Source organism: Arthrobacter sp. P1_B11 (assembly GCF_056406715.1).
Genome location: NZ_JBFTZQ010000007.1, coordinates 172,396 through 198,133, shown reverse-complemented (window position 1 = coordinate 198,133; position 25,738 = coordinate 172,396). Strand labels below are relative to the sequence as shown.

Below are 25,738 nucleotides of genomic sequence, written 5' to 3'. Positions count from 1 at the left end.
GTAATCTACGTCTAGGATGGTGCAAGCGGGAAACCGAGTACTTTTGATCCTGCCGGCAGACTTCCGAAAACCGGCATACCTGCAGGCCCGGCCTGCACCTGTGAAGGGAATGTTTATGGCTCGGAGCCCTGAAGAATCGCTGAAGGCGACTTTGGGGAGGGTAGCCCCGGGAACCCCCCTGCGGGATGGCCTGGAACGCATTCTCCGCGGACGCACCGGCGCACTGATCGTATTGGGCTCGGACCGGACCATCGAATCGATCTGTTCGGGCGGCTTCGACATTGGCATCGACTTTTCCCCCACACGGCTTCGCGAACTGGCCAAAATGGACGGTGCCATCATCTGCGACAAGGACGCCGGCAACATCCTCCGCGCCGCCGTGCAGCTGGTGCCCGACTCGAGCATCGAGACGCAGGAATCCGGCACCCGGCACAGGACCGCCGAGCGGGTGGCCATCCAGACCGGCGTTCCGGTGATCTCGGTGAGCCAGTCCATGCAGATCATCGCGCTGTACGTGAACGGGCTGCGGCACGTGCTGGAGGGTTCGGAAAAGGTACTGGCCCGCGCCAACCAGGCCCTCGCAACGCTCGAACGTTACCGGTCCCGGCTGGACCAGGTCACGAGCTCACTGTCCGCCCTGGAGATCGAGGCCATGGTCACCGTCCGGGACGTGGCCGTCACACTGCAGCGCCAGGAAATGGTGCGCCGGATTTCCGAGGAAATCTCGCAGTATGTGCTGGAACTGGGTGAGGACGGCAGGCTGCTGTCCCTCCAGCTGGACGAGCTCACCGTTGGCCGCGGGCCGGGCAGCGACATCATCATCCGCGACTACGCCGGGCCGAAGGCCTCCCCTGAGGACATCGACGGCGCCGTCAACGCGCTGCTCAGCCTCGGCCCCACCGAACTGATCGACCTAGGAAAAATCGCCGGGATCATCGGCTTCGCGGGCGGAGTGGACACCCTCGACGCCGTGGTGCAGCCGCGGGGCTACCGGCTCCTTTCCGGGCTCAAGGCCGTCCCCAAGGCCGTGGCGGACCGGCTTGTGGACCACTTCGGCGGGCTGCAGCACCTGATGGCCGCCACCATCGACGATCTCATGACGGTGGACGGAATCGGGGACCAGCGCGCCCGCACAGTTCGTGAAGGCCTCAGCCGCATGGCCGAAGCCAGCCTGCTGGACCGCTTCCTCTAGATCCTGGTCAGAGTGTCAGTTCAGCTGGAAGACGGTGGGCGGGCTTACCTTGGCGCCGAGCTTGGCAATGAACACGTAGTATCCGGCGCCGGCCGCGTCCGAGATCTTCTCGCAGCCCTGCACGGAGCGGTTGCGGGGCCAGGGGAAGTTCGCGGTTTCGCTCTTGCCCGGGGCGATCGTCTTTACCAGGTCGTTGCTGGAAGCCTGGCAGTCCTTTGACGAGAAAATCCGGTCAGAACCGCTGGTGACGAGGTACTCCATCTGGGATGTGCCGATGTTCACCTTGCACGGCAGCTTTCCGCCGTTGGCTACCTTCAGCGTGAGTACCGGCTTCTCGTCCGGACCATACGACGTCTTGTTTGTGGCCGCCGAGACCGTCACGAGTTTTTGGTCGCAGGTGGGCGACGCCGTCGGCGTGGCGGACGGAGCGGCGGAGGCCGCCGGCGCAGTCTGGCCGCCGCTCGGCTCGGATGCGCCCCCTCCTTCAGTCGAGGAAGCCTGCTCCGTCTTGGCGTTCAGGGCGCCGGACACGGTGGCAACGCCGCCCGCCGTGAGTCCCAGGACCAGCAGGAGCGCTCCCCCGGCGAACAGCCGACGTCGGCGGTAGACGGCGGCGCTCGGCTTGCGGGCGGCACGGGGCGCCGTAACGCCGGCGCCTTTTCCTGTGCTTTTGCCCGCCGGCGCCTTGCTTGCCGATGTTTTTCCTGCCGGTGTTTTCACTGCTTCTTCGTCCCCGTTGTGTCTGCTGATTTTCGCGGCCGCCCATGGCGCCGGGGACCGGCACAACCCGAATGCCGGTTTGCCGCCTGCCCGTCTTTCTAGGCTAGAGAACGCCGGGGTTTCCGGTGCCCCACCACGCCGTGCCGCGGCACAAACCATGCCCAATTCGTTGCACAATTTCCCGTGACAACTGTCAGCACGCTTACTAAAATTGAATCCCGGTTACCACTTATCGGGCCAAGTAGGAAAGGACCACTGATGGTAGATCATGTGTCTGGCGGTCAACTCGAACGCGTCCTGCTGCCGCTGACTTTCGGAAAACACCAGAGCCACGGGACGGAGTTCACAGTTCTCGCCGTTGAGATCTGGGACACCGGCATCGTGGTGAACCTGCACCTGGCTTCAACCAACGGAACCGAACCCCACACCCCAGAAATCGTCATCCACGATCATTTCGGTACCGAGTACGGGCTCGACCAGGTTGCTACGATCGGTTCCCGGCAGCTGCAGTTCTTTGCGCCTTCGATTCCACCCGGAACCCGGAGCTTGACCATCCGGTCAGTGGACGCCGAAGGTGCAAGCTTCGTGGTTGCACTGGCCGTGCCGGCTGCGAATGGCCGGGGCGGTGAAACCATCCACGGCCACGTGAAGCGCCTCTATCACCGGCCGGAACCCAGCCCGGACGTACACCAGGAGGCCAGCTGACAGTTCCGCTCCGATTCGCCCGACCGGATTTCAACCGAGCGGATTTCAACTAGAGTGTTGGCATCAAAACCACAACCGATTACCCCGCCACGTCCGCGACCGCCCGTCCGGAGCTGACCGAGATCCACGATTCCCTGGGCAGCTGGTTCGCGGCTGAGGCGCGGGACTTGCCGTGGCGGTCAGCCGCCTGCCCGCCCTGGGGCGTCCTTGTCAGCGAGATCATGCTCCAGCAGACGCCCGTGGTGCGCGTCCTGCCTGTCTGGGAGGAATGGCTCCGCCGCTGGCCCGAGCCGGCGGACCTCGCCCGAGAACCCGCAGGAGAAGCCGTCCGTTCCTGGGGCCGGCTGGGCTACCCGCGGCGCGCCCTCCGGCTCCACGCCGCAGCCGTTGCCATCGGGCAGGACCACGGCGGGCAGGTGCCCGCGGACTACGCCCAGCTGCTCAGCCTGCCGGGCGTCGGCAGTTACACCGCTGCCGCCGTCGCCGCCTTTGCCTATGGCCGGCGCGAGACCGTGGTGGACACCAATATCAGGCGCGTCCATGCGCGCCTCTTTTCGGGGACGGCGCTGCCGTCGCCCGCGCTGACGGCAGCAGAAATGCGGCTGGCGGCAGGGCTGCTGCCGGACGACGCCGGCACTTCAGTCCGGTGGAACGCTTCGGTCATGGAGCTGGGCGCCCTGGTCTGCACGGCGCGCGCGCCGAAGTGTTCCGCGTGCCCGGTACGCGAAAGGTGCGCCTGGCGGGCCGCCGGTGAGCCGCCGCCGTCGTACACGCCGAAAGGACAGGCATGGCACGGCACGGACCGGCAGGTCCGCGGTGCCGTGATGGCCGTGCTTCGGCTGGCTGATGCACCCATACCTGCGGAAATGTTCCAGCAGGCACCTGCAGATCTCGGCTTCGAGGCGTCCGGGATCGGCGTTCCGCTCGCCGCCCTGCACCGGCTGAACTCGGCCCCGGAACAGCTCGAGCGGGCACTCGCCGGGCTTCTGGAGGACGGCCTTACCGAGCTCCATCAGGGCGGCTACCGGCTGCCCGGCTGATGAGTGCAGGCCCGGCCGGACCCGGCCGGAAACCTGGAGCCGGGGGCGCGTTTTGGTCACAGTTTGGGAGTCGATGCGCCCAGGGCCATAACGATGTCTGCACCAGTTTCCGTGCGGCGGACCGGGCTGCCCGGCAGCGGCTCTACGCTGAAGTATGGGCAAGGCAGGGGTACTTTTGGCCACAATCACAACAACAGTCCTCGTCTCCGGCTGTCAGTCGTTCGAGGTCGCGTGTCCGTCGATTGCCCAGGCCCCCGGGGTGGCGGTGACAGTGGCAAATGACTACGCTGCCGCGGTCAAGGCGCTCCACGTCAAGGCCTGCCAGGACGGCACCTGCAAGGCGGCGGACGTTCAACTGGTACCGGGCACTGCATCGGCAGACCAGGGCTGCTCCCCCGATGCCGAGCCGCCGGGCGGCTACGGCCCCGGCAGCGTCTGCTCCGCCACGTCCTCACCCGACGGGACTAAGAGGGGCATCCTCCAGCTGGCCACGCTGAGCGAGTCGCCCCTGGACGTCACGGTTACGGGGGCCCTCAGGGACGGCAAACCGCTTCCGTCCCGGACCCTGCACTTCACGCCCAAGGGGAATTACCCCTTCGGCGAGCAGTGCGGACGGTTCGTTTCGGCGTCGGTGGTGCTGAACGCAGCCGGTCTCCGTCAGGACGGCACGGCAGGCTAGCCATCAGGGTTCGCCGAAACCTGCCCTGACGAGGCTGCCGACATATTCGACCGCGCGCTCCGCATCCGGACCGGACGCCTCCACATGCAGCACCGACCCCTTGCCTGCTCCCAGCGTCATGAGCCCGGTCATCGATGCCCCGTCCACGCCGTTCACGGTGACCTCGGCGTCCATCCCGGAGATGCCGCCGGCGATCTTCGCCGCAGGCCTGGCGTGCATGCCCGCCAGGTTCACCAGCTCAAAGTCTCCGCTCGCATCCGGCGGCGTCTGGCCGTCCTCAGCAAAGGCGCCCGCGGACGCAGTTCCGTGCCTGGCAGGGGCATGCCCACCCGCAGGAACGTGTTGCTCGTCCTTGGGGCGTGAGGCGGGGTAACCGTGGGTGGCCTCGGCAGCGCGCCTGACAGCATGGACGCTGGCGCCGCCCTGCGCAGCCACGGCCGCCGCCACCAGGCCCTCAACAATCGGCGCGTCGGCGAGCAGAACAGTAGCCGTTCCCTCGGCAAACTCCAGGGCCGATTCTGCGGTCATCACGGCTGATCCGAGGTCGGTAAGCACCACCACGCCGTCGCCGCCTGATGCCTGCTCGAGGGCGGCCATCACCTTGTCCAGGCTGGTGCCGATTCCGCCGTCCGAGGTTCCGCCGGCCGGCACCATCATCACGTCCGGCGCCATCTGGGCTGCCAGTTCCACGGCGCCGTCGGCGATCTTGTCGCTATGGGAAACCACCACGATCCGCACGGTCATGCGGCGGCTCCGGCTGCTGCCCGGAGGATCAGGGCGCTGGAGGCCGCCCCCGGATCGCGGTGCCCGGCGCTTCTCTCGCCGAGGTAGCTTGCGCGTCCCTTGCGGGCCACGAGGGGATCGGTGGCCACAGCGCCGGCTTCGGCCGCCTCGGCCGCCGCGATCAGCACCGCGAGTGTGTCGCCGTCACCTGCCGCCGCCATGGCCGCTTCGACGGCCGGAGTCCACGCATCCACCATGGTCTTGTCGCCGGACTCGGCTTTGCCCCGGGCGACGATGCCGTCCCGCGCGGCTCCGAGCGCTGCGGCGAGAGCCGGAGCATCGACATATGCCGCGTCGCCCAGAGCCGTTGCCGCCCGCAGGAACGCCGTGCCATAGAGCGGGCCCGCCGCGCCACCCACCTTGGACATCAGAGCCATGGCTGTCAGCTTGAGCGCAGCCCCGGGAGTCTCGGGCGGGGTTTCAGCCAGCTTGTCCAGGACGGCCTGAAAGCCGCGGTCCATGTTTTCACCGTGGTCCGAGTCGCCGATCGCCCTGTCCAACTCGATGAGCTCCACCCGGTGCTCGGCCATGGCCTGCGCGGACAGCGTCAGCCACTTGACAGCCCAGGTGACGTCCAGGGTCACGGTCACACGCCCCGGCGCAGGGCGGCGGTGTGGACGGGGGCATCCCACAGCGCCGTCATGTCGTCGTCGAGCCGCAGCACCGAAATGGAGCAGCCCTGCATTTCGAGCGATGTGATGTAGTTGCCCACGAGCGAACGCTCCACGGTGGCGCCCCTGTCCGCCAGGACCTGGGCCGCGCGGCGGTACACGATGTAGAGCTCGCCCAGCGGCGTGCCGCCCATGCCGTTGACGAAGAGGAGTACCTTGTCTCCGGAAGCCACGCCGAGGTCGCTCAGTATCGGCTCCATCAGGCGGTCCGTAATGCCGTCCGCGGGTTCCATGGCGATCCGGTGCCGCCCCGGCTCGCCGTGGATTCCGATGCCGATCTCGATTTCGTTGTCCTCAAGGTCGAAGCTGGGCTTGCCCGCGTGCGGGACCGTGCATGCGGAGAGGGCCACGCCCATGGTCCGGACATTCTGGTTCACCCGGTCCCCGATGGCGGCCACCGCGTCAAGGTCGTCACCGCGCTCGGCTGCGGCACCGGCGATCTTCTCGACCAGCACTGTGCCGCCCACACCCCGGCGGCCGGCCGTGTACAGGGAATCCTCCACGGCGACGTCGTCGTTGACCAGCACCGTGCGGACCTCCACCCCCTCTGCCTGCGCCATTTCCGCGGCCGTCTCGAAGTTCAGGACGTCACCGGTGTAGTTCTTGACGATGTGCACCACTCCTGCCCCCGAATTGACGGCGAGGGTGGCCGGGAGGATCTGGTCGGGGGTGGGTGAAGTGAAGACGGCGCCCGGCACGGCGGCGTCGAGCATTCCCAGACCCACGAAACCGGCGTGGAGCGGTTCATGCCCGCTGCCGCCGCCGGACACAAGGCCAACTTTGCCCGCAACGGGGGCATCCCGGCGGGTGACATACTTCGGTTCTGCGCTGACGGTCACGAGGTCGGCATGGGCAAGCCCGAAGCCTTCCACTGATTCGTCCACCACAGCGCGGGGGTCATTAATGAGCTTTTTCACGGCCGGGCTCCTGGGCTCTCGGTGCTTCGTCATTGACATCGGTCAGGATGTGCTTTGACCCTACTACCGGCACCGCCCCTTCGGTAGCTCTGGCTGCTGCCATGTGCCCAAACCGCGGCCCCAGCTGCGGAAACGCCGGAAGGGACAGCCCCCAATGACTGTCCCTTCCGGCGTCCGAAAAGTTTATCCAGCAAATGTACAAAAGGAAAGATATGACTTTGGGGAAGTTGAGCGGATCTTGGTCTGTTCCAGCGTAAATTCGGCGCGGGCAACGCTCGGAGAGCGGCAGCATCAACCCGGGCGGGCAGCCGCCCGCCCGGCGACGCAACGCCCCCGGCAAGGAACCTAAAGGGTCCTGATCATCCGGGTGTTGCCGAGCGTGTTCGGCTTAACCCGGGCGAGGTCCAGGAATTCTGCCACGCCTTCGTCGTGCGAGCGCAGCAGTTCCGAGTAGACCTGGGGGTCCAGCGCCGACTGATCGGCCATCACCTCGAAGCCATGCCGCTTGAAGAAGTCCACCTCGAATGTCAGGCAGAACACGCGCGAGACGCCGAGCGCCGCTGCTTCCTCCAGGAGGCTTTCCACCAGGACATGGCCAACGCCCTGGCCGCGCCAGGCGTCCGAAGCAGCCAGCGTGCGGACCTCCGCGAGATCCTCCCACATCACGTGCAGGGCTCCGCAGCCGATCACCTCGCCGTCGGTCGACTCCGCAATCCGGAACTCCTGCAGGCTTTCGTAGTAGGCCACTGTCTCCTTGGCCATCAGGATCCGCTGCTCCGCCAGGGGCGCCACCAGTCGCTTGATGGCAGTCACGTCGCTGGTGCGGGCGGGGCGGATGGTGAAGGAGTCAGTCACAGCCCCCATCTTACGGCGGCCAGCTCACAGGCCCAGTTCGGCAGGCAGCGGGATGTTCTTGTCCAGCAGGTTTTTGGCGAGGAAGTGTTCAACCACGCCGTACCAGACCTTGGCGTGCTGCGGCTGCAGGATCCAGTGGTTCTCGTCCGGATAGAACAGGAAGCGGTGGCTGGTCTGCCCGTTCTCGTCGGCGGCGAGCCCGGACTTGGAGAGCAGTTCGTACCAAAGCCGCAGGCCTTCGCCGATGGGCACCCGGTAGTCCTTGTCCCCATGAATCACGAGCATGGGCGTCCTGATCTTCTCCACATGGAGGTGCGGCGAATTCTCCAGCGCCATCTCCGCCGTCATTTCCTTGAGCCAGTACTGCGAGGCGTCAGTCGTGGGCCCGAACTGGTCCAGTGCCCACAGGCTGGCGTGGGTCACAATCGCCTTGAACCGGCTGGTCTGCCCGGCCACCCAGTTCGCCATGTAGCCGCCGAAGGATCCACCCATCGCGGCTGTCCGCGTTTCGTCGATGTCCGGCCGCTGCACCACAGCGTCTGTGATCGCCATCAGGTCGGTGAAGGGCGCCTTGCCCCAGCCGCCCCAGCCGCGCTGGATGTACGCCTGGCCGTAGCCCGTGGACAGGGCCGGGTCCGGCAGCAGGACCGCGTAGCCTTTGGCCGTGAGCAGCCAGGGGTTCCAGCGCCACGTCCACGCATTCCAGGATCCCAACGGGCCGCCGTGGATCCAGAGGAGCAGGGGTGCCGGGCTTTCCGCTGACGCCCCCGCCGGCAGGGCAAGGTAAGCGGGAATCCGGGAGCCGTCCGCCGCGGTCGTCTCCACGCGCTCCAGCGTCCCCTCAAAGTGCGGCCGCCCGGCCGGTGCCGGGAGCCTGGTGACCGCCTCGGCGGCGAGATCGATGCGCACCGGTTCCGACGGAAACTCGTAGGAGCTGCGCAGCGCGTACGCGCTCCGGCCGTCAGGTGAGACCACGACGTCGGTGTAGGCGGCTGCGTCCGGCGTCACCCGGGCGACGCTCCCCCGGGCGGCTCCTGCCGCAACCGTGACACTGAAAACCGGGGACGCGCCGTCGTCGTCAGCCGTGACCAGCAGTGCGGAACCGTCCGGGAGCCACGCTTCAGGGTGGGCCCAGCGGTCCCAGTCGTGGGCCAGTGGCGTGAGGCCTTCCGCGTCCGCCTCCCCGGACACGTCGAGCAGGTGAAGCTTGACCTGCGGGGCCTCCTGGGGAGTCGTGTCGCTTTCACTGACAACGGCGAGCGTCCGCCCGTCGGGGCTGACCGGGCCCGGGAAGTAGCTCATGCCTTCCTTGTCGAGAAGGACTTTCTGCGTGCCGGTGGCGACGTCCACGGCCACGAGGACCGAGCGGAGGTCCGCCTTGGGCAGGGGCTTGGCGAAGCTCGTGTAGATGGTTGTGCCGTCCGGGCTGACAACGGACTCGGCCTCGCGGAGCCTGGATCCCGCGTTCGGGGTGAGATTCCGCAGCTTCAGGGGCGCGGCGCTGTCCACCGTGTCTGGCTTTGACGGCTCCTTGTCGGGCCCGGGTTCCACTGCGAAGAGGCGCGGCTGCGCGGGGCCGAGGTCGGCGTCCCAATACCGCACGGGGTATTCGCTGTGGAGGATGGCCGCCACTTTGTTGTCCTTGCGCGCTTTCCGGCGTTCGGCGTCGTTGTCCTCGTCCGTGGAACCGGCAAGCACCGATGCCGCGACGAAAGCCGCGTCCGCGTTCCTCGCCGCCATGACCTTCTCCACGCCGCCGGCCCGGGCCAGCACCACCCGGGCCTCGCCGCCGCTGGCTGGCAGGAGCCAGAGGGCGTTCACGGGGTCACTGTCGGTGTCCGTCTTCTCCGGATCGGGGCGGGCCGAGGTGAAGTAAACGTCCCCGTTGGCCGCGAACACGGCACCGGCCTCGCCCTTGGCGCTGCGCGTGATCCGGCGGGCCTGTTTCTCGCCCGCAGGGTCGATTTCCCACAGGGCCGTGCCGTACTCGGTGCCCGTGCTGTTCAGCGTGGCAACGGTGGTGACCAGCCGGCGCCCGTCCGGGCTCAGGGCAAGGCCGCTGACGCGCGGGATCGCCAGATAGTGGCCAACGTCGTGGAAGGGGGTCGCAGGTTGGTCGCGCAGGATCGCTGCGTCATCAGAAGCCATGTGCCGATTCAACACTGCCTGTGCCGTGGATCACAGATGCGTTCACTGACAGTGAAACAGTACTTTCAGACTACGCAGGCGGTACGTGTGGTCGGCCTGTGCGCTGCGGCAGCGGCACGCAGGAGACCCCGCCTGCTCCCTTGCGGGTGCGGGCGGGGCCTCGATGGAGCAGAGTGCGGCTGGAGCCTAGGCGCTCGGAGCGATCTCCGGGATGCGCGGCTTGGCGTTGCCGGCGAAGGTGAACTTGGCTTCGTCTCCCTCGCCGTCCACATCCACCACAACGATGTCGCCCGCGTGGATCTCTCCGAAGAGGATCTTCTCGGACAGCTGGTCCTCAATCTCGCGCTGTATGGTGCGGCGCAGCGGCCGCGCACCCATTGCGGGATCGTAACCGCGCGTGGCCAAGAGCACCTTGGCTGCCGTGGTGAGCTCGATTCCCATGTCCTTATCCTTGAGGCGCTTCTCGAGGCGGCCCACGAACATGTCCACGATCTCGATGATCTCGTCCTGGGTCAGCTGCGGGAACACCACGACGTCGTCAACACGGTTCAGGAACTCAGGCCGGAAGTGCTGCTTGAGCTCTTCCGTGACCCGCGCCCGCATCCGGTTGTAACCGGTCTGCGTGTCCGTGCCGGACTGGAAGCCGGTGGCGACGCTCTTGGAGATGTCCCGGGTGCCGAGGTTGGTGGTCATGATGATCACGGTGTTCTTGAAGTCCACCACACGGCCCTGGGAGTCGGTCAGGCGGCCGTCCTCCAGGATCTGCAGCAGGGAGTTGAAGAGGTCCGCGTGGGCCTTTTCAACTTCGTCGAACAGGACCACGGAGAACGGACGGCGGCGGACCTTCTCGGTCAGCTGACCGCCCTCTTCGTAGCCGACGTAGCCCGGAGGGGCACCGAAGAGCCGCGATACCGTGTGCTTCTCCGAGTACTCGGACATGTCCAGGGTGATCAGGGCGTCCTCTTCGCCGAACAGGAACTCGGCAAGGGCCTTGGCCAGCTCGGTCTTGCCGACGCCGGTGGGGCCGGCAAAGATGAACGAGCCGCCGGGGCGCTTCGGATCCTTCAGCCCTGCACGGGTGCGGCGTATGGCCTGGGACAGGGCCCGGATGGCCTCGTTCTGGCCGACTACGCGCTTGTGCAGCTCGTCTTCCATCTTGAGCAGTCGCGAGGACTCTTCCTCGGTCAGTTTGAAGACCGGAATGCCCGTTGAGTTGGCCAGGACTTCAGCGATCAGGTCCTCGTCAACCTCGGAGATGTCGTCCATCCCGCCGGTCTTCCAGTGGCGTTCCTTCTCCGAGCGCTCGGTGATGAGCTTCTGCTCCTTGTCGCGGAGCGCTGCGGCGCCTTCGAAGTCCTGCGCGTCAATCGCGGACTCCTTCTCCATCTTCAGCTCGGAGATGCGTTCGTCCATCTCCTTGAGCTCCGGCGGAGCGGTCATGCGGCGGATGCGGAGCCGGGCACCGGCTTCGTCGATGAGGTCGATCGCCTTGTCCGGCAGGAAGCGGTCCGAGATGTAGCGTTCGGAGAGGTTCGCTGCCGAGGCGAGGGCGCCGTCGGTAATCGTGACGCGGTGGTGCGCCTCGTAGCGGTCACGCAGGCCCTTGAGGATCTCGATCGCGTGCGCAACCGAAGGCTCCTTGACCTGGATGGGCTGGAAGCGGCGCTCGAGGGCGGCGTCCTTCTCGATGTGCTTGCGGTACTCATCCAGCGTGGTGGCGCCGATGGTCTGCAGCTCGCCGCGGGCCAGCATGGGCTTCAGGATCGAGGCCGCATCGATCGCGCCTTCAGCGGCACCGGCACCCACCAGGGTGTGGATCTCATCGATGAACAGGATGATGTCACCGCGGGTGCGGATCTCCTTGAGGACCTTCTTCAGCCGCTCTTCGAAGTCACCGCGGTAGCGGGAGCCGGCCACGAGGGACCCGAGGTCCAGCGTGTACAGCTGCTTGTCCTTGATGGTCTCCGGCACGTCGCCGCGGACAATCGCCTGGGCAAGGCCCTCGACGACGGCGGTCTTGCCGACGCCGGGCTCGCCGATCAGCACCGGATTGTTCTTGGTGCGGCGGGAAAGGACCTGCATGACGCGTTCCATTTCCTGCTCGCGTCCGATGACGGGGTCCAGCTTGTTCTCGCGGGCAGCCTGCGTCAGGTTCCGGCCGAACTGGTCCAGGACAACTGAACCCGCAGGGGTGCCTTCGGCCTGGCCCTGGCCGACGCCGGCCCCGGTGGTCTCTTTGCCCTGGTAGCCGGACAGCAGCTGGATGACCTGCTGGCGGACACGGTTGAGGTCCGCCCCGAGCTTCACCAGCACCTGGGCCGCAACGCCCTCACCCTCACGGATAAGGCCCAGCAGGATGTGCTCCGTGCCGATGTAGTTGTGGCCGAGCTGCAGGGCTTCGCGCAGCGAGAGCTCCAGCACCTTCTTTGCACGGGGGGTGAAGGGGATGTGGCCGGAGGGGGCCTGCTGGCCCTGCCCGATGATCTCCTGCACCTGCTCGCGGACGCCGTCGAGCGAAATGCTCAAGGACTCAAGAGCTTTGGCGGCAACGCCCTCACCTTCATGGATCAGACCCAAGAGGATGTGTTCGGTACCAATGTAATTGTGGTTCAGCATGCGTGCCTCTTCTTGGGCAAGCACAACTACGCGACGGGCACGGTCCGTAAATCGCTCAAACATTTCGCCACACTCCTAGCTACGACGTACTTTGATGCTACGTGGGCAAGGCATGACTTGGGGAGCTTGTTCGCCACAGGGGAAACCGCAACTGTTGCGCACCTCCTTCCGCGGGCCGCCGGAACCATCTCTCCGGTGTCGGGAAAGGGCCGCAGCGCATGTTCACGTCCAGTTGCGCGCTGCCCGGGCGCTAATTAGCAGCCGGACCGCAAATGGGGATTTTAATGACCGACCCGGAACATTCGGAATTTCGTCCCGGCCGAACTACGGGAAGGGCCAATCCGGACTGTGGGGCCAGGAAGTTTCGCTCGCCCGCGAAGATTCGCGGGGATGAGGAGGATTCCTTCGGTAAACCGAATACAGTTGCCCGCAGATTCCTCCGAACAAAGAGGGAAGCCTGCTGATTAATGCCGCGTGCAGTACTCGGTGCTTAAAGAGCGGCGCCCCCGGGTCAGGCCGGGGGCGCCGCTCTTAATGCTCAGGACTTCAGCAATCTAGGAATTAGCCTTTTGGTACGCTTCCTGGATTTCAGCCTGGATGCGGCCGCGGCTATTAACCGTGTAGCCGTGGTCCCTGGCCCACTGGCGTATCTGCGCAGAGTCTTGGTTGCGTCCGCCTGCTGCCTTGGTGCGGGCAGGGCGTCCGCCGGAAGTTTTGCGGCCAGCTGCAACAAAGCGTTCCAGGGCTGACCGCAGTTCTGAAGCATTGGCAGATGACAGGTCAATTTCGTAACCGACGCCATCCAGCCCAAAACGGACAGTTTCGTCCGCCGATCCCCCATCCAGATCGTCAACGAGGACGATATTAACTTTCTGTGCCATCAAAGTTCTCTCTTTGGGAAAGGGACGTGTAATCAGAAAAGCAGGATGTTTCCCTATGAAGTATGTCCCTCAATAAGGCAACGCGTCAAAACACGCTTTGGTTCCATGGGGAAAACCCGGGGAAGAAATGTTGCCTGTTATTTGTCGGATTCCGTCGAGGGAGCCGAAGGGCCTGCGGGCGGAAATGCCTCCCGGGCATTCGGCTGCAAATCCGGGCGGGTACCCGGCTGCCTCTTTTCCTGCCCCGCGGCCTGCGCGGCCGCTTCCACCTGCGCGTCGGCTTCGGCCTGCGCCCTGGCCTCGGCCTGGCGCTCGGACTTGTCCGCGTTGAAGATCGACTTCATGGCGAACCAGAAGATCAGGCCCACCACGAGGGAGGGCAGCAGTACGGCTACATACTCCATGGTCAGTGCCCCTCGGGCTTCAGGAGCGGGAACAGGATGGTCTCCCGAATCCCGGCGCCGGTGAAGAGCATCACGAGGCGGTCGATGCCCAAGCCGATGCCGCCCATGGGCGGCGCTCCGTACTCGAGGGCACGGAGGAAGTCCTCGTCCAGCTGCATGGCCTCGACATCACCGGCGGCGGCGTGGCGCGACTGCTCGGTGAGTCGTTCGCGCTGGATCACGGGGTCGATGAGCTCGGAGAAGGCGGTGCCGCGCTCCATGCCGCCGATGATGAGGTCCCAGGCCTCGATCAGGCGGCCGTCCTCGCGGTGGGGGCGGGCCAGCGGCTGCGCGGACGGCGGGTAGTCGTAGACGAAGGTCGGGTTCAGCAGCGTGGGCTCCACGATCTCGCCGAACAGTTCCACGGCGAGCTTCTCGGCGTCCCACTTGGGATCCACCTTGACCTCGTGCTTCGCCGCCACGGCGCGCAATTCTTCCAGCGGCGTTTCCGGGGTGATCTCCTGGCCCACGGCGTCGGAGAGCCCGGGGTACACGGCCAGCCAGGCCCAGTCGCCGTCGAGGTTGATCTCTCCGGCTTCGCTCTGCAGGGTGCGCCCGGCGCCCACGGCGTCCGCCGCGTCCAGGATCATCTCTTTGATCCGGTCCGCCATGACGAACTGGTCAGCCCAGGCCTCGTAGCATTCCAGCGTGGTGAATTCCGGGCTGTGGGTGGAGTCCACGCCCTCGTTGCGGAACACGCGGCCCATGTCGTAGACGCGGTCGATGCCGCCCACCACGGCGCGCTTGAGGTACAGCTCGGTGGCGATGCGGAGGGTCATCTTCTGGTCGAAGGCGTTCATGTGCGTCTCGAACGGGCGCGCCAGCGCGCCGCCGTGGACCAGCTGGAGGATGGGTGTTTCCACTTCCACGTAGCTGTGGCGGTGCAGGCTTTCGCGAATGGAGCGGGTGATCGCCGCGCGGGTGTAGACCATCTCGCGGGCTTCGTCACGCACCATGAGGTCCACGTAGCGCTGGCGGACGCGGGTTTCCTCGCTCAGCTCGGCGTGCAGCACCGGCAGCGGACGCAATGCCTTGGACGCCATGGACCAGGAGTCGGCCATGACGGACAGCTCGCCGCGGCGGGAGGAAATGACCTCGCCCTTGATGAAGACGTGGTCGCCAAGGTCCACCAGGGCCTTCCAGTCCGCGAGCGCCTCTTCGCCCACGTTGGCCAGGCTGAGCATGGCCTGCAGCCGGGTGCCCTTGCCGTCCACGCCGCCTTCCTGCAGCGTGGCGAAGCACAGCTTGCCGGTGTTCCGGACAAACACGATCCTGCCGGTCACGCCGACGACGTCCCCGGTGGTCTCGTCGGCTTCCAGGTGCGCGTACTTTTCACGGATTTCGGTGAGCGAATGCGTCCGCTCAACACCCACCGGATACGCCTCGGTACCGCGTTCGATCAGCTTGGCGCGCTTTTCCATGCGGATGCGCATCTGCTCGCTGGCGTCGAGCGGCTCTGGGGCATTCTTGGGGGCGGGGGTGTTTTGGGAAGTCACAAGCATCAAGTTTACCGGGACTTCGCCTGCGCGGCTTTCGGGCTCCACGGGCGCCCGCCCCACCCCTTCAAGAGCCCGCCAGGGGTGGGGCATAGACTCGGGCTGTGGAGACCTGGACTGTTCAGACGGACGACGACGGCGGCCAGCTTGAGGTGCATTCCTTCCGGCCCGCATTGCCCGCCACCGCCGGCGGGACCCCCGCCCCGGTGACCACCGCGGGTGGCGCCCGACCTGTGGCGGAGGCGCCCGGCGTCGTCGTTATCCACGGCACGCTGGTGACGGACGCACTGTACCGGCCGTTCGCCCGCAAACTCAGCCTCCTGCTCAGCCGGCCGGTGCACTGCTACAACCGCCGTGGGCGCGCGGGGTCCGCACCGCAGCCGGACGGGTATTCTGCGGCCACCGAGATCAGTGACCTGGCCGCCGTGATGCGCGCCACCGGATCCGAGGATGTGGTGGCCCACAGTTACGGCGGCTTCGTGGCCTTGCAGGCGGCCCGCAGCATTCCGGTCAGGCGGCTCATAACCTATGACGCAGCAGTCTCGCTCTCCGGCAATCTGAACCACCGCTGGCGTCCGGAGCTGGAAGTGGCCGTGACGGAAGGGCAGCTCAACCACGCATGGGCACATCTGGTCCAGGGGCTGGCGACGGCGGGGCCGGTGTCCTACCTGCCGCTGGGGGCGCTCCGGATGCTGAGCATCATGTCCGCCCGGACCCACGTCGGCGCCGAAATGAGGCAGCTCCTGCCCACCGCCGTCAAGGAAATGCGGGCCGTGCTCGACGCCGACGCCGAATTGGGCGATTTCACCGGTCTCACCACCCCCACGCTCATGCTCAGCGGCGGCTGGAGCCCGGGGTATTTCGCGGACACCGGCCGCCAGCTGGCCGCGGCCGTTCCGGCGATCGAGTTTGCGCTGGTCCCTGGTCAGCTCCACGAAGGCCCGATCCGCCCCGGAAAGCGCCTGGCCGTCCGTATGGCGCGCTTTCTCAACGGCACCGACGGCGGCGTCCACTCGCTGAGCCGGCGGCGACGGCGCGGGTCGCTGCCGCCCGGACTGGTGACCGACATCTCGGACTCCTTCCGAGCGTGACCCGGCTGTCAGCCGGGCCCCGCCTCCGATAGGCTCGGAGCATGACGAGCGAGATCATCAGCACACCTGACGGCGGCAAACTTGAGCTGTTCAGCACCGGCGCGGAGCTCGCGTCGGCCGGCTCCGGCGTCGTGGTCGTAACGGCCTCCATGGTGACTGCCGCCGACTACACCCGCTTCGCCCAAAAGCTGAGTGCGGCCCTCGGCCGTCCGGTCCACACCTTTAACCGCCGCGGCCGGGGGGGGTCGTCGGAGCAGCCGGGCGACTACACCCTGGACGTCGACATCCACGACCTCGATGCCGTCATGAAGCACACGTCCAGCACGGACGTTTTCGGCCACAGCTTCGGTGGCGCTGTGGCTCTCCACGCGGCCAGGCACCTCCCGGTGGAACGGCTCGCGGTCTACGACCCCGCAGTCTCGGTAAACCACAGCGTTAAGGCCGACTGGACCACCGAGTATGAGCGCGCGACTGCGGCGGGGGATGACGACCGCGCCCTCGCGGTCCTGCTGCGCGGGCTGGAGACCGGCGGCGCTTTCTCATCCCGGATGCCGCTGTCCATGCTGACCCTGGCCAACAAGTTCACGGCGGCCACCACCGTGGGCAAGCAGCAGCGCGAGATGATGCGCACCGGCGTCCGCGAGATCAAGGCGATCATCGCGGCCGACATGCCGGCCGAACCGTTCCTTGAACTGCCGCTGGAGACGCTCATCATCGTGGGCGAGAAGAGCCCGGCCTACTTCGGCGTGGCCTGCGGCCAGATCCACGACGTCCTGTCCGGCTCCAGCTACACCATCCTGCCGGGCTTCGGGCACGACGGCGTCAACCGCGCCCCGGACAAGCTCATCACGGAACTGAGTGACTTCTTCGCAGGCTGAGCCCGCTCGCCAGGTCCCCCTGAGGGGCTGAAGTGTCTGTCCGCGCTTAGTGAGGGGCGGCTGGTGCGCCTTCGGGTCCGGCCGTCTTGCGCATCATGGCGGAGAGGACGACGGCGGCTACGGCTATCACCGTGGCCGTCAGGAAGGCGGCGCTCATTCCGGCGACAAGGCCCGAGCCCGCCGAGACGACGGCGAAGATCGACACGAGCAGCGCGGTACCGGCGGCGCCGGCCACCTGCTGCAGGGTGCTCATGATGGCCGAACCATGCGAGTACAGGTGCGGCGGCAGAGGGTTAAGCCCGGTGGTGAAAGCCGGGGTGAACAGCAGCGCGAGACCAAGACTCAACCCGACGTGAAGGGTGACGATCCACAACACGGGAGTGCCGGCGTCGAGCATGGAAAACTGCCACAGCGCCAGCACCATGAGGGACGACCCTGTCACTGTCAGCGGCAGGGGGCCCACTTTGTCGAACAGGCGTCCGATGACCGGGCCGAGCAGGCCCATCGCCAGCCCGCCGGGCAGCAGCGCCAGGCCCGTCTCGAGGGACTTCAGGCCCCGGATCTCCTGCAGGTACAGCGGCAGCAGGATCACTGCACCGAACAGTGCCACCATGGCCACCACCATCAGCAGCACGGATACCGTGAACATGCGGAAGTTGAAGGCCCTCAGGTCAAGCAGGGGCGCCTTGGACTTCTGCAGCCGCAGCTGGCGCAGCACGAAGGCCACCAGCCCTGTGACGCCGACAACCAGTGCCGCCACGGCAAGCGTGCCCGGACCGCCGTCGCCGCCGTGGCCGCCGCCGATCTGGCTGAGACCGTAGACCAGCCCGCCGAAAGCCGGGATGGTCAGCACTACCGACAGGAAGTCGAGCCGGGATTTCTCCGTTTCGCCGACATTGGTCAGGTACTTGGCGCCGATCGCCAGCGCCGCCAGGGCAATGGGCAGCACGAAGACGAACATGAAGCGCCAGGAGAAGTGTTGCAGGATCAGGCCGGACACCGTGGGGCCCATGGCCGGGGCCACGGAGATGGCGATGCTGACATTGCCCATGACGGCACCGCGCTTGGCCAGCGGAACAAGGGTGAGGATGGTGGTCATGAGAAGGGGCAGCATGATGGCAGTGCCGCCGGCCTGGACGATCCTTGCCAGCAGCAGGACCCCGAAACCGGGTGCCAGAGCCGCCAGCGCGGTTCCGCCGGAGAAGAGTCCCATGGCCAGCAAAAAGACGGCCCGGGTGGACAGCCGCTGCAGGATGAACCCGGTAGTTGGAATGACGACGGCCATGGTCAGCATGAAGCCCGTTGACAGCCACTGCACCGTGGGCGCATCCACCTGAAGGTCCACCATGAGCCGCTGCAGGGCAACGTTCATGATGGTCTCGTTGAGGATCACCACGAAGGTGGCCACGAGCAGCGTGGCGATGACCGTCACCGACTCGCGGGACATCTTGTCGGCGGCTGGCTGCTGCTGCGGGGACCGGAGCCCGGCGGACTTCACGTTTCCGGACTTCTCCGGCCCCGGTTCACCGTGGGAATTTGACGTTACTTCAGTAGACATGGCGAGGCCTCAGTGAGTTCGGAAGGATGGCTGGCGATCGGCGCCGCTGCAGACTGCAACAGTCTAGTTACCCGAGGCATTCCCGTACATGGGCAGCGGTCCGACGGGGACGGCTGCGGGGCAGCCCGGGCAGCCGTCGGCGCCAGCCCGGGGCGCCGGCCTACGAATTCAGCGGAAGGTTGTCGATCAGCCGGATGGCACCGACTTTCGCTGCAACGATGGCCAGGCCCTCGCCGCGGAACGGGGTCTCGCGGCAGTTCTCGGCGAGTGGCTCCAGCGTCCGGGGGTCCACCACTTCGAGGTAGTCCAGTTCCACCAACGGCTGGGACTCGATGAGGGCCTGGGCCGACTCCACTTCCAGGGGCTTGCGGGCGTCGGACCGTTCCTCGATGAGCCGCAGCGCCCGCGACAAAACCAGGGCGGCATCGCGTTCTTCCGCTGAGAGGAACCGGTTGCGGCTGGACAGCGCCAGCCCGTCCGCGGAACGGATGGTGGGCACGGGAACGATCTCCACCGGGAAGTTCAGGTCCGCGACCATCTGCTTGACCAGGGCGAGCTGCTGGGCGTCCTTTTGCCCGAAGTAGGCGCGGTAGGCGGGGAGCCCTCCCCCGGCGCCGGTGACGAACGCACCTTCCCCGGGCAGCCCTGTGGCGGGGATTCCAAGGTGGAGGAGTTTGGCTACCACGGTGAGGGCGCCGTCGAAATGCCCCGGACGTGACGCCCCCTCCCATTTCTCGCCGAGCGGGCCGGACGTGATCCGGATCATGGGCTGCCCGTCCGGGTACATCTCCTCCACCGAGGGGGCGAACACCAGGTCCACCCCCTGCGCCTCGAGCAGCGCCAGGTCCGCCTCGAGGGTCCGCGGATACCTTTCCAGGTCCACGGCCTCGCCGAACTGCAGCGGATTCACGAAAATGGAGGCCACCACCACGTCGTTCTGTTCGACGGCGGTGCGCGCCAGCCGGGCGTGGCCCTCGTGCAGGGCACCCATTGTGGGCACCAGCCCTTGGGAGGAGCCCTGTTTTTGGGTCAGGAGGTGGCGGCTCTGGGCGCGGAGGGAGGCCGCCGTGGTCACGAGTCGGATTGCCATGTCAGTGTCCTCCCTTGGCCCCGGGGCCGTCTTCCTCTGTATTTGCCAGGGCGTCGCGGATGCCCTGGAGCTGGTCCTGCTTTAAGAGCCCCCTGCTTTCGGCCCGCCGCGCCGTTGCCCGCGCCATCGCGAGATACGCCGCGAGGATGTCGCCGCCGGCACCGCCGTCGTGCTCCCGGAGCGCCCGTGCGTGCGCCGCGACGGTCCCCGCGTCACCGCGGGCTACCGGCCCCGTCAACGCGGACTCGCCGGAGGCGAGGGCATTCTCAAGCGTAGCCCTCAGCAGCGGCCCGAGCATCCGTTCGGGAGCATCAACGCCCACTTCGCTGAGCAACTGGGACGCCTGCGCCACGAGGGTGACCAGGTGGTTCGAGCCGTGCGCCAGGGCAGCGTGGTAGATGACGCGGTCAGCCTCGGCGATCACCACCGGTTCCGCCCCCATTTCCACCACGAGGGCCTGGGCGATGGGCAGCATCACGGCGTCCGCCGTGACGCCGAACGTGCAGTCCAGAAGCCGGGTCAGGTCGAGGCTCATGCCGGTGAAGGTCATGGCAGGGTGCAGGGCCAGCGGCACGGCCCCGGCGGCGCGGACGGGGTGCAGGATCCCGACGCCGAAGCGGCCGGAGGTGTGGGCCACGAGCTGGCCGGGCTGCCAGGCGCCAAGCTTCGCCAGCCCCTCGACCAAGCCGCCGAGGGCGTCGTCCGGCACTGCGAGGAGCACCAGCTCAGAGCGTTCCACGATGTCCTGCACGTCCAGGACAGGAACGCCGGGAAGCAGCGTTTCCGCCCGTTCCCGGCTTGCGTCCGACACAGCGGAAACCCCGACGACGGCGTGCTCGGCCGCGCGCAGCGCCGCCCCGAGGACCGCGCCTACCTTGCCGGCGCCGATGATTCCAACGCCGAGGCGTCCGGGCTTAGCCACGTTGCGGGCCTTCCTGTTGCGGTGAGTGGGGGCGGGGCTGATCGAGCGGACTCCGCTGATCGAGATCCTGGGTTCCGTCGGGCGCAGCCAGCGTTGCAATGGGAGCCACCTGCGCGAGCCAGTGTTCGCTGGTCTGGCGCTTCCGCGCAGCCCGGGCGCGGGCGGCCTGGTGGTCGAAGAGTGCCTGGGCCTCGTCCACGCCCGCCTGGATCACGCGCGGGGTAACGGGACCGGCGGTGGTGTGCAGCACGAGGTCCGCCAGGCCGTAACGGCGGGCCAGCGGGCCCTGGTGCAGCGCCATCGACTGCGTGCGCTGGTGCGGCACCAGCACAAGCGTGCGCCACCAGCGCCCCGATCGCATCAGCAGTGCGGTGTCGGTGGCGGCGAAGCCGTTCCGTCGCCAGCCCAGCGGGGCGAGGAAGCGGCCGCGGCGCGGCGTGGTGACAAAACCGCCGTCGGAATCCAGGCCGTCCAGCCCGGCCCGGAAAACGCGGAGGGGGTCGTCAGTTCCGGGGTCCGGCAGGACCAGGGCAAGCATGTTGAAGACGTCGCCGATCTTTCCCACGGGCAGCAGCGTGGTGCGGGACGCCGCCTCGCCATTGTTCCCGGCGGCCCCGTAGCCGGCAACGTTGACCTGCATCCGGTACCAGCCAAAGATGCGCCACAGCGGCGGCTGCGACACCTTCAGCGCCTGGATCCGCCCCGGCGGAAGAGTCTGCGCCTGCGTGTCCAGCAGTCCGTAGCGGAGCCGGATGCCGTCCGGGGAGATGGCAGCGGTGAAGTTGTAGCCTTTGTGGAACGCGCCCCAGTACGCGGCAAACAGGCCCAGGGCCGCGGGGATCAGATACAGGAAGAAAGCCCGGTTTTCCGTCAACGCGGACAGCAGCACGGATGCCGCGCCGCCCAGCACGATAACGACGCTCTGCTCGCTGAGGAGCAGGGATCCGATGAGGCGCGACGGCGGGACCTGCAGCACCCGGCGCTCCGGCGCCTCCGGCGCGGGCGCTTCGGGATGGTCGGGGTCCAGCCCCGCCCCCGAGGCACGGGCCAGGATGGTGGCGCGCAGCTGCCGGGCATCGTCAATGCGGAGGTAGGCAAGCCGCACCGCGGACTCACCGGCGTCAGCCACTTCGAACTTCAGCTCCGCGAGCCCGAAAATCCTCGCGAGCAGCGGCTGGACGATGTCGATCGCCTGGACCCGGTCCAGGCGCGCCTGCCGCTGCTGCCGGAACAGGAAGCCCGTGTTGACGCGGACGTAGCCTTCCGCCACCTGGTACCGGGTGAAGTACCAGGACATGATGAACCCCAGGACCGCCAGCAGCAGCACCAAAGCGCCGCCGCCGACGAGCCACGGGGCACGTCCGGCAATCTGGTCATCCACGAGGGGCTCGCCCCGGAGCATTCTCTCGAATGTGTCACGCCCGAAGAAGTAGCCGATGGCCGCCAGTGCAACCCAGCCCCGCACAAAGGGCGACGCCGGATGCACCCTCAGCCAGTCGCCGTCGGGCGTTCCGGAAGAAAGCCCGTCCCCGCTCACAGTCCCGCCAGCCTGGCTTCACCGCGCGCCGAGAGCTGTTCGCGCAGGCGGGCCCCTTCCTCGGCGGGCAGCCCCGGAATCGAGGCGTTGGTTCCGGCGGACGCCGTGTGAAGCTTGAGCGTGCACAGCCCCAGTCCGCGCTCCACCGGCCCCACGCTGATGTCCACGTACTGCATCCGCCCGTACGGCACCACCATGACTCGCTGGAAGAAGATGCCACTGCGGATCAGAAGATCGTCGTCGCGCTCGGCGTAGCCGATGGCGCGGACCTGCCGCGGAATCAGGGTCAGACGCCACAGTGCCAGCACCAGCAGGAACGCCGGGACCGTAACGGCCAGCCACAACGGCGGCCACTTCCACCAGCCGAGCAGCACAAAGACCAGGGGCAAGCTCAGCAGCCCGACGGCAATCAGGTTGCCCACGGCCCACTCCACCAGGCGGACAGTGACGTATTTGGGGGAAACCCGAAGCCAGGTGATCCCGGGCGGATCAATCGCCGCGGTAGGCATATTCGCCTTCCCCTTTGGCCTTGCCGGGACGTGGGTGGCCCGGCAGCCCTTTCGCAGCATCTTCGCCGTCTTCGGGCGGGATCCTGCAGAAACGCTCGACGACGAGCCCCACCACGATCATGACCAGTCCGCCGCCCCCCATGCCCAAGGCGAGCCCGGTGAGTTCCTGGCTGCTGCGCAGACTCCAGATCCGCAGCTGCTCCACGAAGATCCCCGCGTGCCAGCCGAGCAGCACCGTGCCCGTGTAGGCGCAGGCCTGGGCCAGGACGAGCGTCCAGGCGGCCAGGATCGGGTTGAGCATTTTCTTCTTCTTGCCGTTCCGCCAGCGGAGCACGCGGATGCCCAGCACCAGCGTGAGGACCACGATCACGCCCATGGTCACCAGCCCCGTGGGCGGCAGCACCGGTGTGGCCATGCCGTACCGGCCGCTCAGGACGGCAGCGGACCAGCCGGCAATGGCCACGGCCAGGCCGACCACCGCGAGCAGCAGCGGATTCATGGGCTTCACTGTTATTCCACCGCCCCCGCCGTGGGCACTCCGTTGAAGTCGCCGAAACCGTCGAACGGTGTGAGGTCCGGGAAGTCGGCGGCCCTGGCTGCGAGCTCACCGATCCGCGTCCCGTTCAGGGTTGCCGCAGGGTCGATCAGGGACCATGGGTAGAGCACGAAGGCCCGCTCCGCCGCCCGGGGATGCGGCAGGGTCAGCTGCGGATCGGAGCTTTCCAGGTCGCCGTAAGCGATGATGTCGACGTCGAGCGTCCGCGGCCCCCAGCGCACCTCGCGGATCCGGTGGTGCTTGTTCTCGACCGACTGGCAGTGCCTGAGGAGCTCAAGGGGTTCGAGGGTGGTCTCCACGGTCATCACCATGTTGAGGAAATCCGGCTGGCCTTCAGGGCCGCCTACGGCTTTGGTCTGAACCACCGGCGAGACGGCGAGGAGCCGCACTTCCGGCCCGTCGACGAGGTCAGCGACGGCTTCAGACAACGTGTCGTTGCGTTCGCCCAGGTTGCTGCCCAAGGCAAGCACCACCCTCGTGTACCGGGCGTTCATGTGCGCTCCCGGTAGACGGTTACGGCCACATCCCCGAACGGGACCTCGATGGGCGCCTTCGGCTTATGCACTGTGATCTCCACGGCCTCGATTTTGAATTCCTTCAGCAGGCCTTCTGCCATCCTGACGGCCAGGGCCTCGATGAGGTTCAGGGGTTCACCTGTGATCCAGTCCGTGATCCGCCCGGCCACTTCGCCATAATGGGCGGTGTCCCTGACGTCGTCTGATGCCGCAGCCCGGCTGAAGTCCAGGTGCAGCACGGCATCAACCACAAACGGCTGGCCCTCTCGGCGCTCAAAATCGAACACTCCGTGGTAGCCGGTGGCAGTGACGCCGCTCAGTGAGATCCTGTCCATCGTGGTCCTGCTCAGCCCTTCCTGGTCAGCGGCCGGGACTGGGTGTGGCCAGGCGGGACGCAACCTTGACAGCGTCCAGGCATGGGCCGACGTCGTGCACCCGCACAGCCCAGGCTCCGCGGGCAGCGGTGACGGCCGTGATGGCGGCGGTAGCGGCGTCGCGCTCCTCCGGGAGCGCCGCCTTGCCGGCAACGGTCAGGAGGGTGCCCAGGAATCGCTTGCGCGAGACTCCCACTAGGATCTTGTGGCCCAGGGCTTCAAGCCGGTCGAGGTTCCTGAGCAGCTCCCAGTTCTGCTCGTCCGTCTTGGAGAAGCCGATGCCCGGGTCAATGATGATCTGCTCCGGAAGCACGCCGGCGGCATACAGCTTGTCCCGGACGCCGCTCAGCTCTGCGACGACGTCGTCCGCCACGTTTCCGTACTCCGTCAGGGAGGTCATGGTCTTGGCGTCGCCGCGGCGGTGGGTCAGGACGTACGGCGCCTTGCTCTTGGCCACCAGTTCGGCCATTCCCGGCTCGATCGTGAGGCCCGAGACATCATTGATGACCGCGGCTCCGGCCGCCAGGGCAGCTTCAGCCGTGGAGGTATGGGTGGTGTCGATGCTGACGAGCGCGCCGGCCTTGACCAGCGCCTCAATGACGGGCAGGACCCGCCGCTGCTCCTCTTCGGGGCTGACGTCCTCCGCGCCCGGACGCGTGGACTCGCCTCCGACGTCGATGATGTCGGCTCCCGCGTAAAACATCCGGAGGCCGGCGGCGATGGCGGTGTCCGCCGTCAGGTGCTTGCCGCCGTCGCTGAACGAATCCGGCGTGACATTGAGGATGCCCATCACGAGGGCGCGTCCGGTGGGCAGGTCTTCAAATTTAGCAGCCGGCCGCGGTTTGCGCAGGATGGGCAGCGGGGATGTTGCGGGTCCGGTTCCAGGTGCTGCAGCTAGGGAATCCATAGTCTGTTTATTACCTTCCGAGTATGAGGCTCATGGCTTCGGCACGGGTGGCCGGGTCATGAAGCTGCCCGCGGACCGCGCTTGTGACGGTTTTGGCCCCGGGCTTGCGGATGCCGCGCATGGACATGCACATGTGTTCGCATTCCACCACCACGATGGCTCCGCGCGGCTTGAGATATGTGACGAGCGCCTCGACGATCTGCGTGGTGAGCCGTTCCTGGACCTGCGGACGGCGGGCGAAAATGTCTACCAGCCGCGCCAGCTTGCTCAGGCCCGTCACCTTGCCGTCGTGCGACGGGATGTAGCCCACATGGGCCACACCGTGGAACGGCACGAGGTGGTGCTCGCAGGTTGAGTAGAACGGAATGTCCTTCACCAGCACCAGTTCCTCGTGGTCGAGGTCGAAGGTAGTGGACAGTACGGTTGCCGGATCCTGGTGCAGGCCTGCAAAGACCTCGGCGTAGGCCTTGGCAACCCGCTTGGGCGTATCCTGCAGCCCGCCGCGGTCCGGATCCTCGCCGATGGCCAGGAGAATTTCGCGCACCGCCGCTTCAATCCGGGGCCGGTCCACCCTGTAGTGGTGGCCGGATCCCCCCACCGCCGAGTGATCGGCGGAGGCGGCAAGGTCGTCGTCGTCGAAGTGAGTCACAGCAAG

At 67.0% G+C, this 25,738-nt stretch carries 26 protein-coding genes; 6 read left to right on the top strand and 20 right to left on the bottom strand.

Features of this window, described 5'->3' with window-relative positions:
* Window positions 1-115 precede the first annotated feature (115 nt).
* Window positions 116-1,192, top strand: a complete 1,077-nt coding sequence (disA, locus tag AC1D14_RS08085; protein ID WP_230117888.1) for a DNA integrity scanning diadenylate cyclase DisA — start codon at window positions 116-118, stop codon at window positions 1,190-1,192.
* Window positions 1,193-1,207: 15 nt separating this feature from the next.
* Here disA and AC1D14_RS08080 read toward each other — a convergent pair whose 3' ends face one another.
* Window positions 1,208-1,912, bottom strand: a complete 705-nt coding sequence (locus tag AC1D14_RS08080) for a hypothetical protein (RefSeq protein ID WP_230117887.1) — start codon at window positions 1,910-1,912, stop codon at window positions 1,208-1,210.
* 258 nt (window positions 1,913-2,170) lie between these two features.
* Here AC1D14_RS08080 and AC1D14_RS08075 point away from each other — a divergent pair, with 258 nt between their 5' ends.
* From AC1D14_RS08075 to AC1D14_RS08065, 3 genes are all read left to right on the top strand, one after another.
* On the top strand, window positions 2,171-2,617 hold the full coding sequence (locus AC1D14_RS08075; protein WP_230117886.1) for a hypothetical protein: 447 nt from the start codon (window positions 2,171-2,173) through the stop codon (window positions 2,615-2,617).
* A 221-nt stretch (window positions 2,618-2,838) separates the two neighbouring features.
* Complete coding sequence (locus tag AC1D14_RS08070; RefSeq protein ID WP_230117908.1) at window positions 2,839-3,657, top strand: HhH-GPD family protein; 819 nt, start codon at window positions 2,839-2,841, stop codon at window positions 3,655-3,657.
* Window positions 3,658-3,928: 271 nt separating this feature from the next.
* Window positions 3,929-4,336 (top strand): hypothetical protein, encoded by a 408-nt coding sequence (locus AC1D14_RS08065; protein WP_354962133.1) that lies wholly within the window; start codon window positions 3,929-3,931, stop codon window positions 4,334-4,336.
* Window positions 4,337-4,339: 3 nt separating this feature from the next.
* Here the strand turns inward: AC1D14_RS08065 and dhaM are convergent, their stop codons facing one another.
* The 9 genes from dhaM to lysS form a co-directional block, all read right to left on the bottom strand.
* The gene (gene dhaM / locus AC1D14_RS08060) at window positions 4,340-5,080 is read right to left on the bottom strand and encodes a dihydroxyacetone kinase phosphoryl donor subunit DhaM (protein ID WP_476881529.1); all 741 of its coding nucleotides are present in this window, start codon (window positions 5,078-5,080) and stop codon (window positions 4,340-4,342) included.
* On the bottom strand, window positions 5,077-5,703 hold the full coding sequence (gene dhaL / locus AC1D14_RS08055) for a dihydroxyacetone kinase subunit DhaL (protein ID WP_230117883.1): 627 nt from the start codon (window positions 5,701-5,703) through the stop codon (window positions 5,077-5,079). The genes dhaM and dhaL overlap by 4 nt, the downstream gene beginning before the upstream one ends.
* A 2-nt stretch (window positions 5,704-5,705) precedes the next feature.
* Window positions 5,706-6,707 (bottom strand): dihydroxyacetone kinase subunit DhaK, encoded by a 1,002-nt coding sequence (gene dhaK, locus AC1D14_RS08050; protein ID WP_230117882.1) that lies wholly within the window; start codon window positions 6,705-6,707, stop codon window positions 5,706-5,708.
* Between the two features lie 345 nt (window positions 6,708-7,052).
* The gene (locus tag AC1D14_RS08045; RefSeq protein WP_476881528.1) at window positions 7,053-7,571 is read right to left on the bottom strand and encodes an amino-acid N-acetyltransferase; all 519 of its coding nucleotides are present in this window, start codon (window positions 7,569-7,571) and stop codon (window positions 7,053-7,055) included.
* A 15-nt stretch (window positions 7,572-7,586) separates the two neighbouring features.
* The gene (locus tag AC1D14_RS08040; protein WP_476968279.1) at window positions 7,587-9,710 is read right to left on the bottom strand and encodes a S9 family peptidase; all 2,124 of its coding nucleotides are present in this window, start codon (window positions 9,708-9,710) and stop codon (window positions 7,587-7,589) included.
* A 186-nt stretch (window positions 9,711-9,896) separates the two neighbouring features.
* Window positions 9,897-12,389, bottom strand: a complete 2,493-nt coding sequence (locus tag AC1D14_RS08035; protein ID WP_230117879.1) for an ATP-dependent Clp protease ATP-binding subunit — start codon at window positions 12,387-12,389, stop codon at window positions 9,897-9,899.
* A gap of 491 nt (window positions 12,390-12,880) precedes the next feature.
* Window positions 12,881-13,207 carry a histone-like nucleoid-structuring protein Lsr2 gene (locus AC1D14_RS08030; RefSeq protein WP_230117878.1) on the bottom strand — a complete coding sequence of 109 codons (327 nt, stop codon included), beginning with the start codon at window positions 13,205-13,207 and terminating at the stop codon, window positions 12,881-12,883.
* A 137-nt stretch (window positions 13,208-13,344) separates the two neighbouring features.
* Complete coding sequence (locus tag AC1D14_RS08025) at window positions 13,345-13,611, bottom strand: hypothetical protein (protein WP_230117909.1); 267 nt, start codon at window positions 13,609-13,611, stop codon at window positions 13,345-13,347.
* Window positions 13,612-13,613: 2 nt separating this feature from the next.
* Window positions 13,614-15,152, bottom strand: a complete 1,539-nt coding sequence (gene lysS, locus AC1D14_RS08020) for a lysine--tRNA ligase (RefSeq protein WP_230117877.1) — start codon at window positions 15,150-15,152, stop codon at window positions 13,614-13,616.
* A gap of 98 nt (window positions 15,153-15,250) precedes the next feature.
* On the opposite strand from lysS, the gene AC1D14_RS08015 reads away from it, so the two are divergent.
* Window positions 15,251-16,237 (top strand): alpha/beta fold hydrolase, encoded by a 987-nt coding sequence (locus tag AC1D14_RS08015; RefSeq protein WP_230117876.1) that lies wholly within the window; start codon window positions 15,251-15,253, stop codon window positions 16,235-16,237.
* 41 nt (window positions 16,238-16,278) lie between these two features.
* The gene (locus AC1D14_RS08010) at window positions 16,279-17,115 is read left to right on the top strand and encodes an alpha/beta fold hydrolase (protein WP_230117875.1); all 837 of its coding nucleotides are present in this window, start codon (window positions 16,279-16,281) and stop codon (window positions 17,113-17,115) included.
* Window positions 17,116-17,161: 46 nt separating this feature from the next.
* On the opposite strand, the gene AC1D14_RS08005 is transcribed toward AC1D14_RS08010, so the two are convergent.
* The 10 genes from AC1D14_RS08005 to folE all read right to left on the bottom strand — a co-directional run bounded on the left by AC1D14_RS08005 (window position 17,162) and on the right by folE (window position 25,732).
* Window positions 17,162-18,673 carry an MDR family MFS transporter gene (locus AC1D14_RS08005; protein WP_476881526.1) on the bottom strand — a complete coding sequence of 504 codons (1,512 nt, stop codon included), beginning with the start codon at window positions 18,671-18,673 and terminating at the stop codon, window positions 17,162-17,164.
* A gap of 160 nt (window positions 18,674-18,833) precedes the next feature.
* Window positions 18,834-19,763, bottom strand: coding sequence for a 4-phosphopantoate--beta-alanine ligase (locus AC1D14_RS08000; protein ID WP_476968278.1), 930 nt, complete (start codon window positions 19,761-19,763; stop codon window positions 18,834-18,836).
* A gap of 1 nt (window position 19,764) precedes the next feature.
* Window positions 19,765-20,685 carry a Rossmann-like and DUF2520 domain-containing protein gene (locus AC1D14_RS07995; RefSeq protein ID WP_476968277.1) on the bottom strand — a complete coding sequence of 307 codons (921 nt, stop codon included), beginning with the start codon at window positions 20,683-20,685 and terminating at the stop codon, window positions 19,765-19,767.
* Window positions 20,678-22,222 (bottom strand): PH domain-containing protein, encoded by a 1,545-nt coding sequence (locus AC1D14_RS07990; RefSeq protein WP_476968276.1) that lies wholly within the window; start codon window positions 22,220-22,222, stop codon window positions 20,678-20,680. Before AC1D14_RS07990 ends, AC1D14_RS07995 begins: the two co-directional genes overlap by 8 nt.
* The gene (locus AC1D14_RS07985) at window positions 22,219-22,731 is read right to left on the bottom strand and encodes a PH domain-containing protein (RefSeq protein WP_476968275.1); all 513 of its coding nucleotides are present in this window, start codon (window positions 22,729-22,731) and stop codon (window positions 22,219-22,221) included. The genes AC1D14_RS07990 and AC1D14_RS07985 overlap by 4 nt, the downstream gene beginning before the upstream one ends.
* Window positions 22,712-23,239: a DUF3180 domain-containing protein gene (locus tag AC1D14_RS07980; protein WP_230117869.1), complete on the bottom strand. Its 528-nt coding sequence runs from the start codon at window positions 23,237-23,239 to the stop codon at window positions 22,712-22,714. The genes AC1D14_RS07985 and AC1D14_RS07980 overlap by 20 nt, the downstream gene beginning before the upstream one ends.
* 2 nt (window positions 23,240-23,241) lie before the next feature.
* Complete coding sequence (folK, locus tag AC1D14_RS07975; protein ID WP_230117868.1) at window positions 23,242-23,781, bottom strand: 2-amino-4-hydroxy-6-hydroxymethyldihydropteridine diphosphokinase; 540 nt, start codon at window positions 23,779-23,781, stop codon at window positions 23,242-23,244.
* The gene (gene folB, locus AC1D14_RS07970; protein WP_230117867.1) at window positions 23,778-24,137 is read right to left on the bottom strand and encodes a dihydroneopterin aldolase; all 360 of its coding nucleotides are present in this window, start codon (window positions 24,135-24,137) and stop codon (window positions 23,778-23,780) included. The genes folK and folB overlap by 4 nt, the downstream gene beginning before the upstream one ends.
* 25 nt (window positions 24,138-24,162) lie before the next feature.
* Window positions 24,163-25,083: a dihydropteroate synthase gene (folP, locus tag AC1D14_RS07965; RefSeq protein WP_476968274.1), complete on the bottom strand. Its 921-nt coding sequence runs from the start codon at window positions 25,081-25,083 to the stop codon at window positions 24,163-24,165.
* Between the two features lie 10 nt (window positions 25,084-25,093).
* Window positions 25,094-25,732 carry a GTP cyclohydrolase I FolE gene (gene folE / locus AC1D14_RS07960; RefSeq protein ID WP_230117865.1) on the bottom strand — a complete coding sequence of 213 codons (639 nt, stop codon included), beginning with the start codon at window positions 25,730-25,732 and terminating at the stop codon, window positions 25,094-25,096.
* Between the last annotated feature and the right edge of the window lie 6 nt (window positions 25,733-25,738).

Bases quoted from the DNA above. Each gene is read 5' to 3' on its own strand.
- disA (WP_230117888.1), top strand. From the start codon at position 116: ATGGCTCGGAGCCCTGAAGAATCGCTGAAGGCGACTTTGGGGAGGGTA.
- AC1D14_RS08075 (WP_230117886.1), top strand. From the start codon at position 2,171: ATGGTAGATCATGTGTCTGGCGGTCAACTCGAACGCGTCCTGCTGCCG.
- AC1D14_RS08070 (WP_230117908.1), top strand. From the start codon at position 2,839: ATGCTCCAGCAGACGCCCGTGGTGCGCGTCCTGCCTGTCTGGGAGGAA.
- dhaM (WP_476881529.1), bottom strand. From the start codon at position 5,080: ATGACCGTGCGGATCGTGGTGGTTTCCCATAGCGACAAGATCGCCGAC.
- AC1D14_RS08045 (WP_476881528.1), bottom strand. From the start codon at position 7,571: ATGGGGGCTGTGACTGACTCCTTCACCATCCGCCCCGCCCGCACCAGC.
- AC1D14_RS08040 (WP_476968279.1), bottom strand. From the start codon at position 9,710: ATGGCTTCTGATGACGCAGCGATCCTGCGCGACCAACCTGCGACCCCC.
- AC1D14_RS08035 (WP_230117879.1), bottom strand. From the start codon at position 12,389: ATGTTTGAGCGATTTACGGACCGTGCCCGTCGCGTAGTTGTGCTTGCC.
- AC1D14_RS08030 (WP_230117878.1), bottom strand. From the start codon at position 13,207: ATGGCACAGAAAGTTAATATCGTCCTCGTTGACGATCTGGATGGGGGA.
- AC1D14_RS08025 (WP_230117909.1), bottom strand. From the start codon at position 13,611: ATGGAGTATGTAGCCGTACTGCTGCCCTCCCTCGTGGTGGGCCTGATC.
- lysS (WP_230117877.1), bottom strand. From the start codon at position 15,152: ATGCTTGTGACTTCCCAAAACACCCCCGCCCCCAAGAATGCCCCAGAG.
- AC1D14_RS08010 (WP_230117875.1), top strand. From the start codon at position 16,279: ATGACGAGCGAGATCATCAGCACACCTGACGGCGGCAAACTTGAGCTG.
- AC1D14_RS08005 (WP_476881526.1), bottom strand. From the start codon at position 18,673: ATGTCTACTGAAGTAACGTCAAATTCCCACGGTGAACCGGGGCCGGAG.
- AC1D14_RS08000 (WP_476968278.1), bottom strand. From the start codon at position 19,763: ATGGCAATCCGACTCGTGACCACGGCGGCCTCCCTCCGCGCCCAGAGC.
- AC1D14_RS07985 (WP_476968275.1), bottom strand. From the start codon at position 22,731: ATGCCTACCGCGGCGATTGATCCGCCCGGGATCACCTGGCTTCGGGTT.
- folK (WP_230117868.1), bottom strand. From the start codon at position 23,781: ATGAACGCCCGGTACACGAGGGTGGTGCTTGCCTTGGGCAGCAACCTG.
- folB (WP_230117867.1), bottom strand. From the start codon at position 24,137: ATGGACAGGATCTCACTGAGCGGCGTCACTGCCACCGGCTACCACGGA.
- folP (WP_476968274.1), bottom strand. From the start codon at position 25,083: ATGGATTCCCTAGCTGCAGCACCTGGAACCGGACCCGCAACATCCCCG.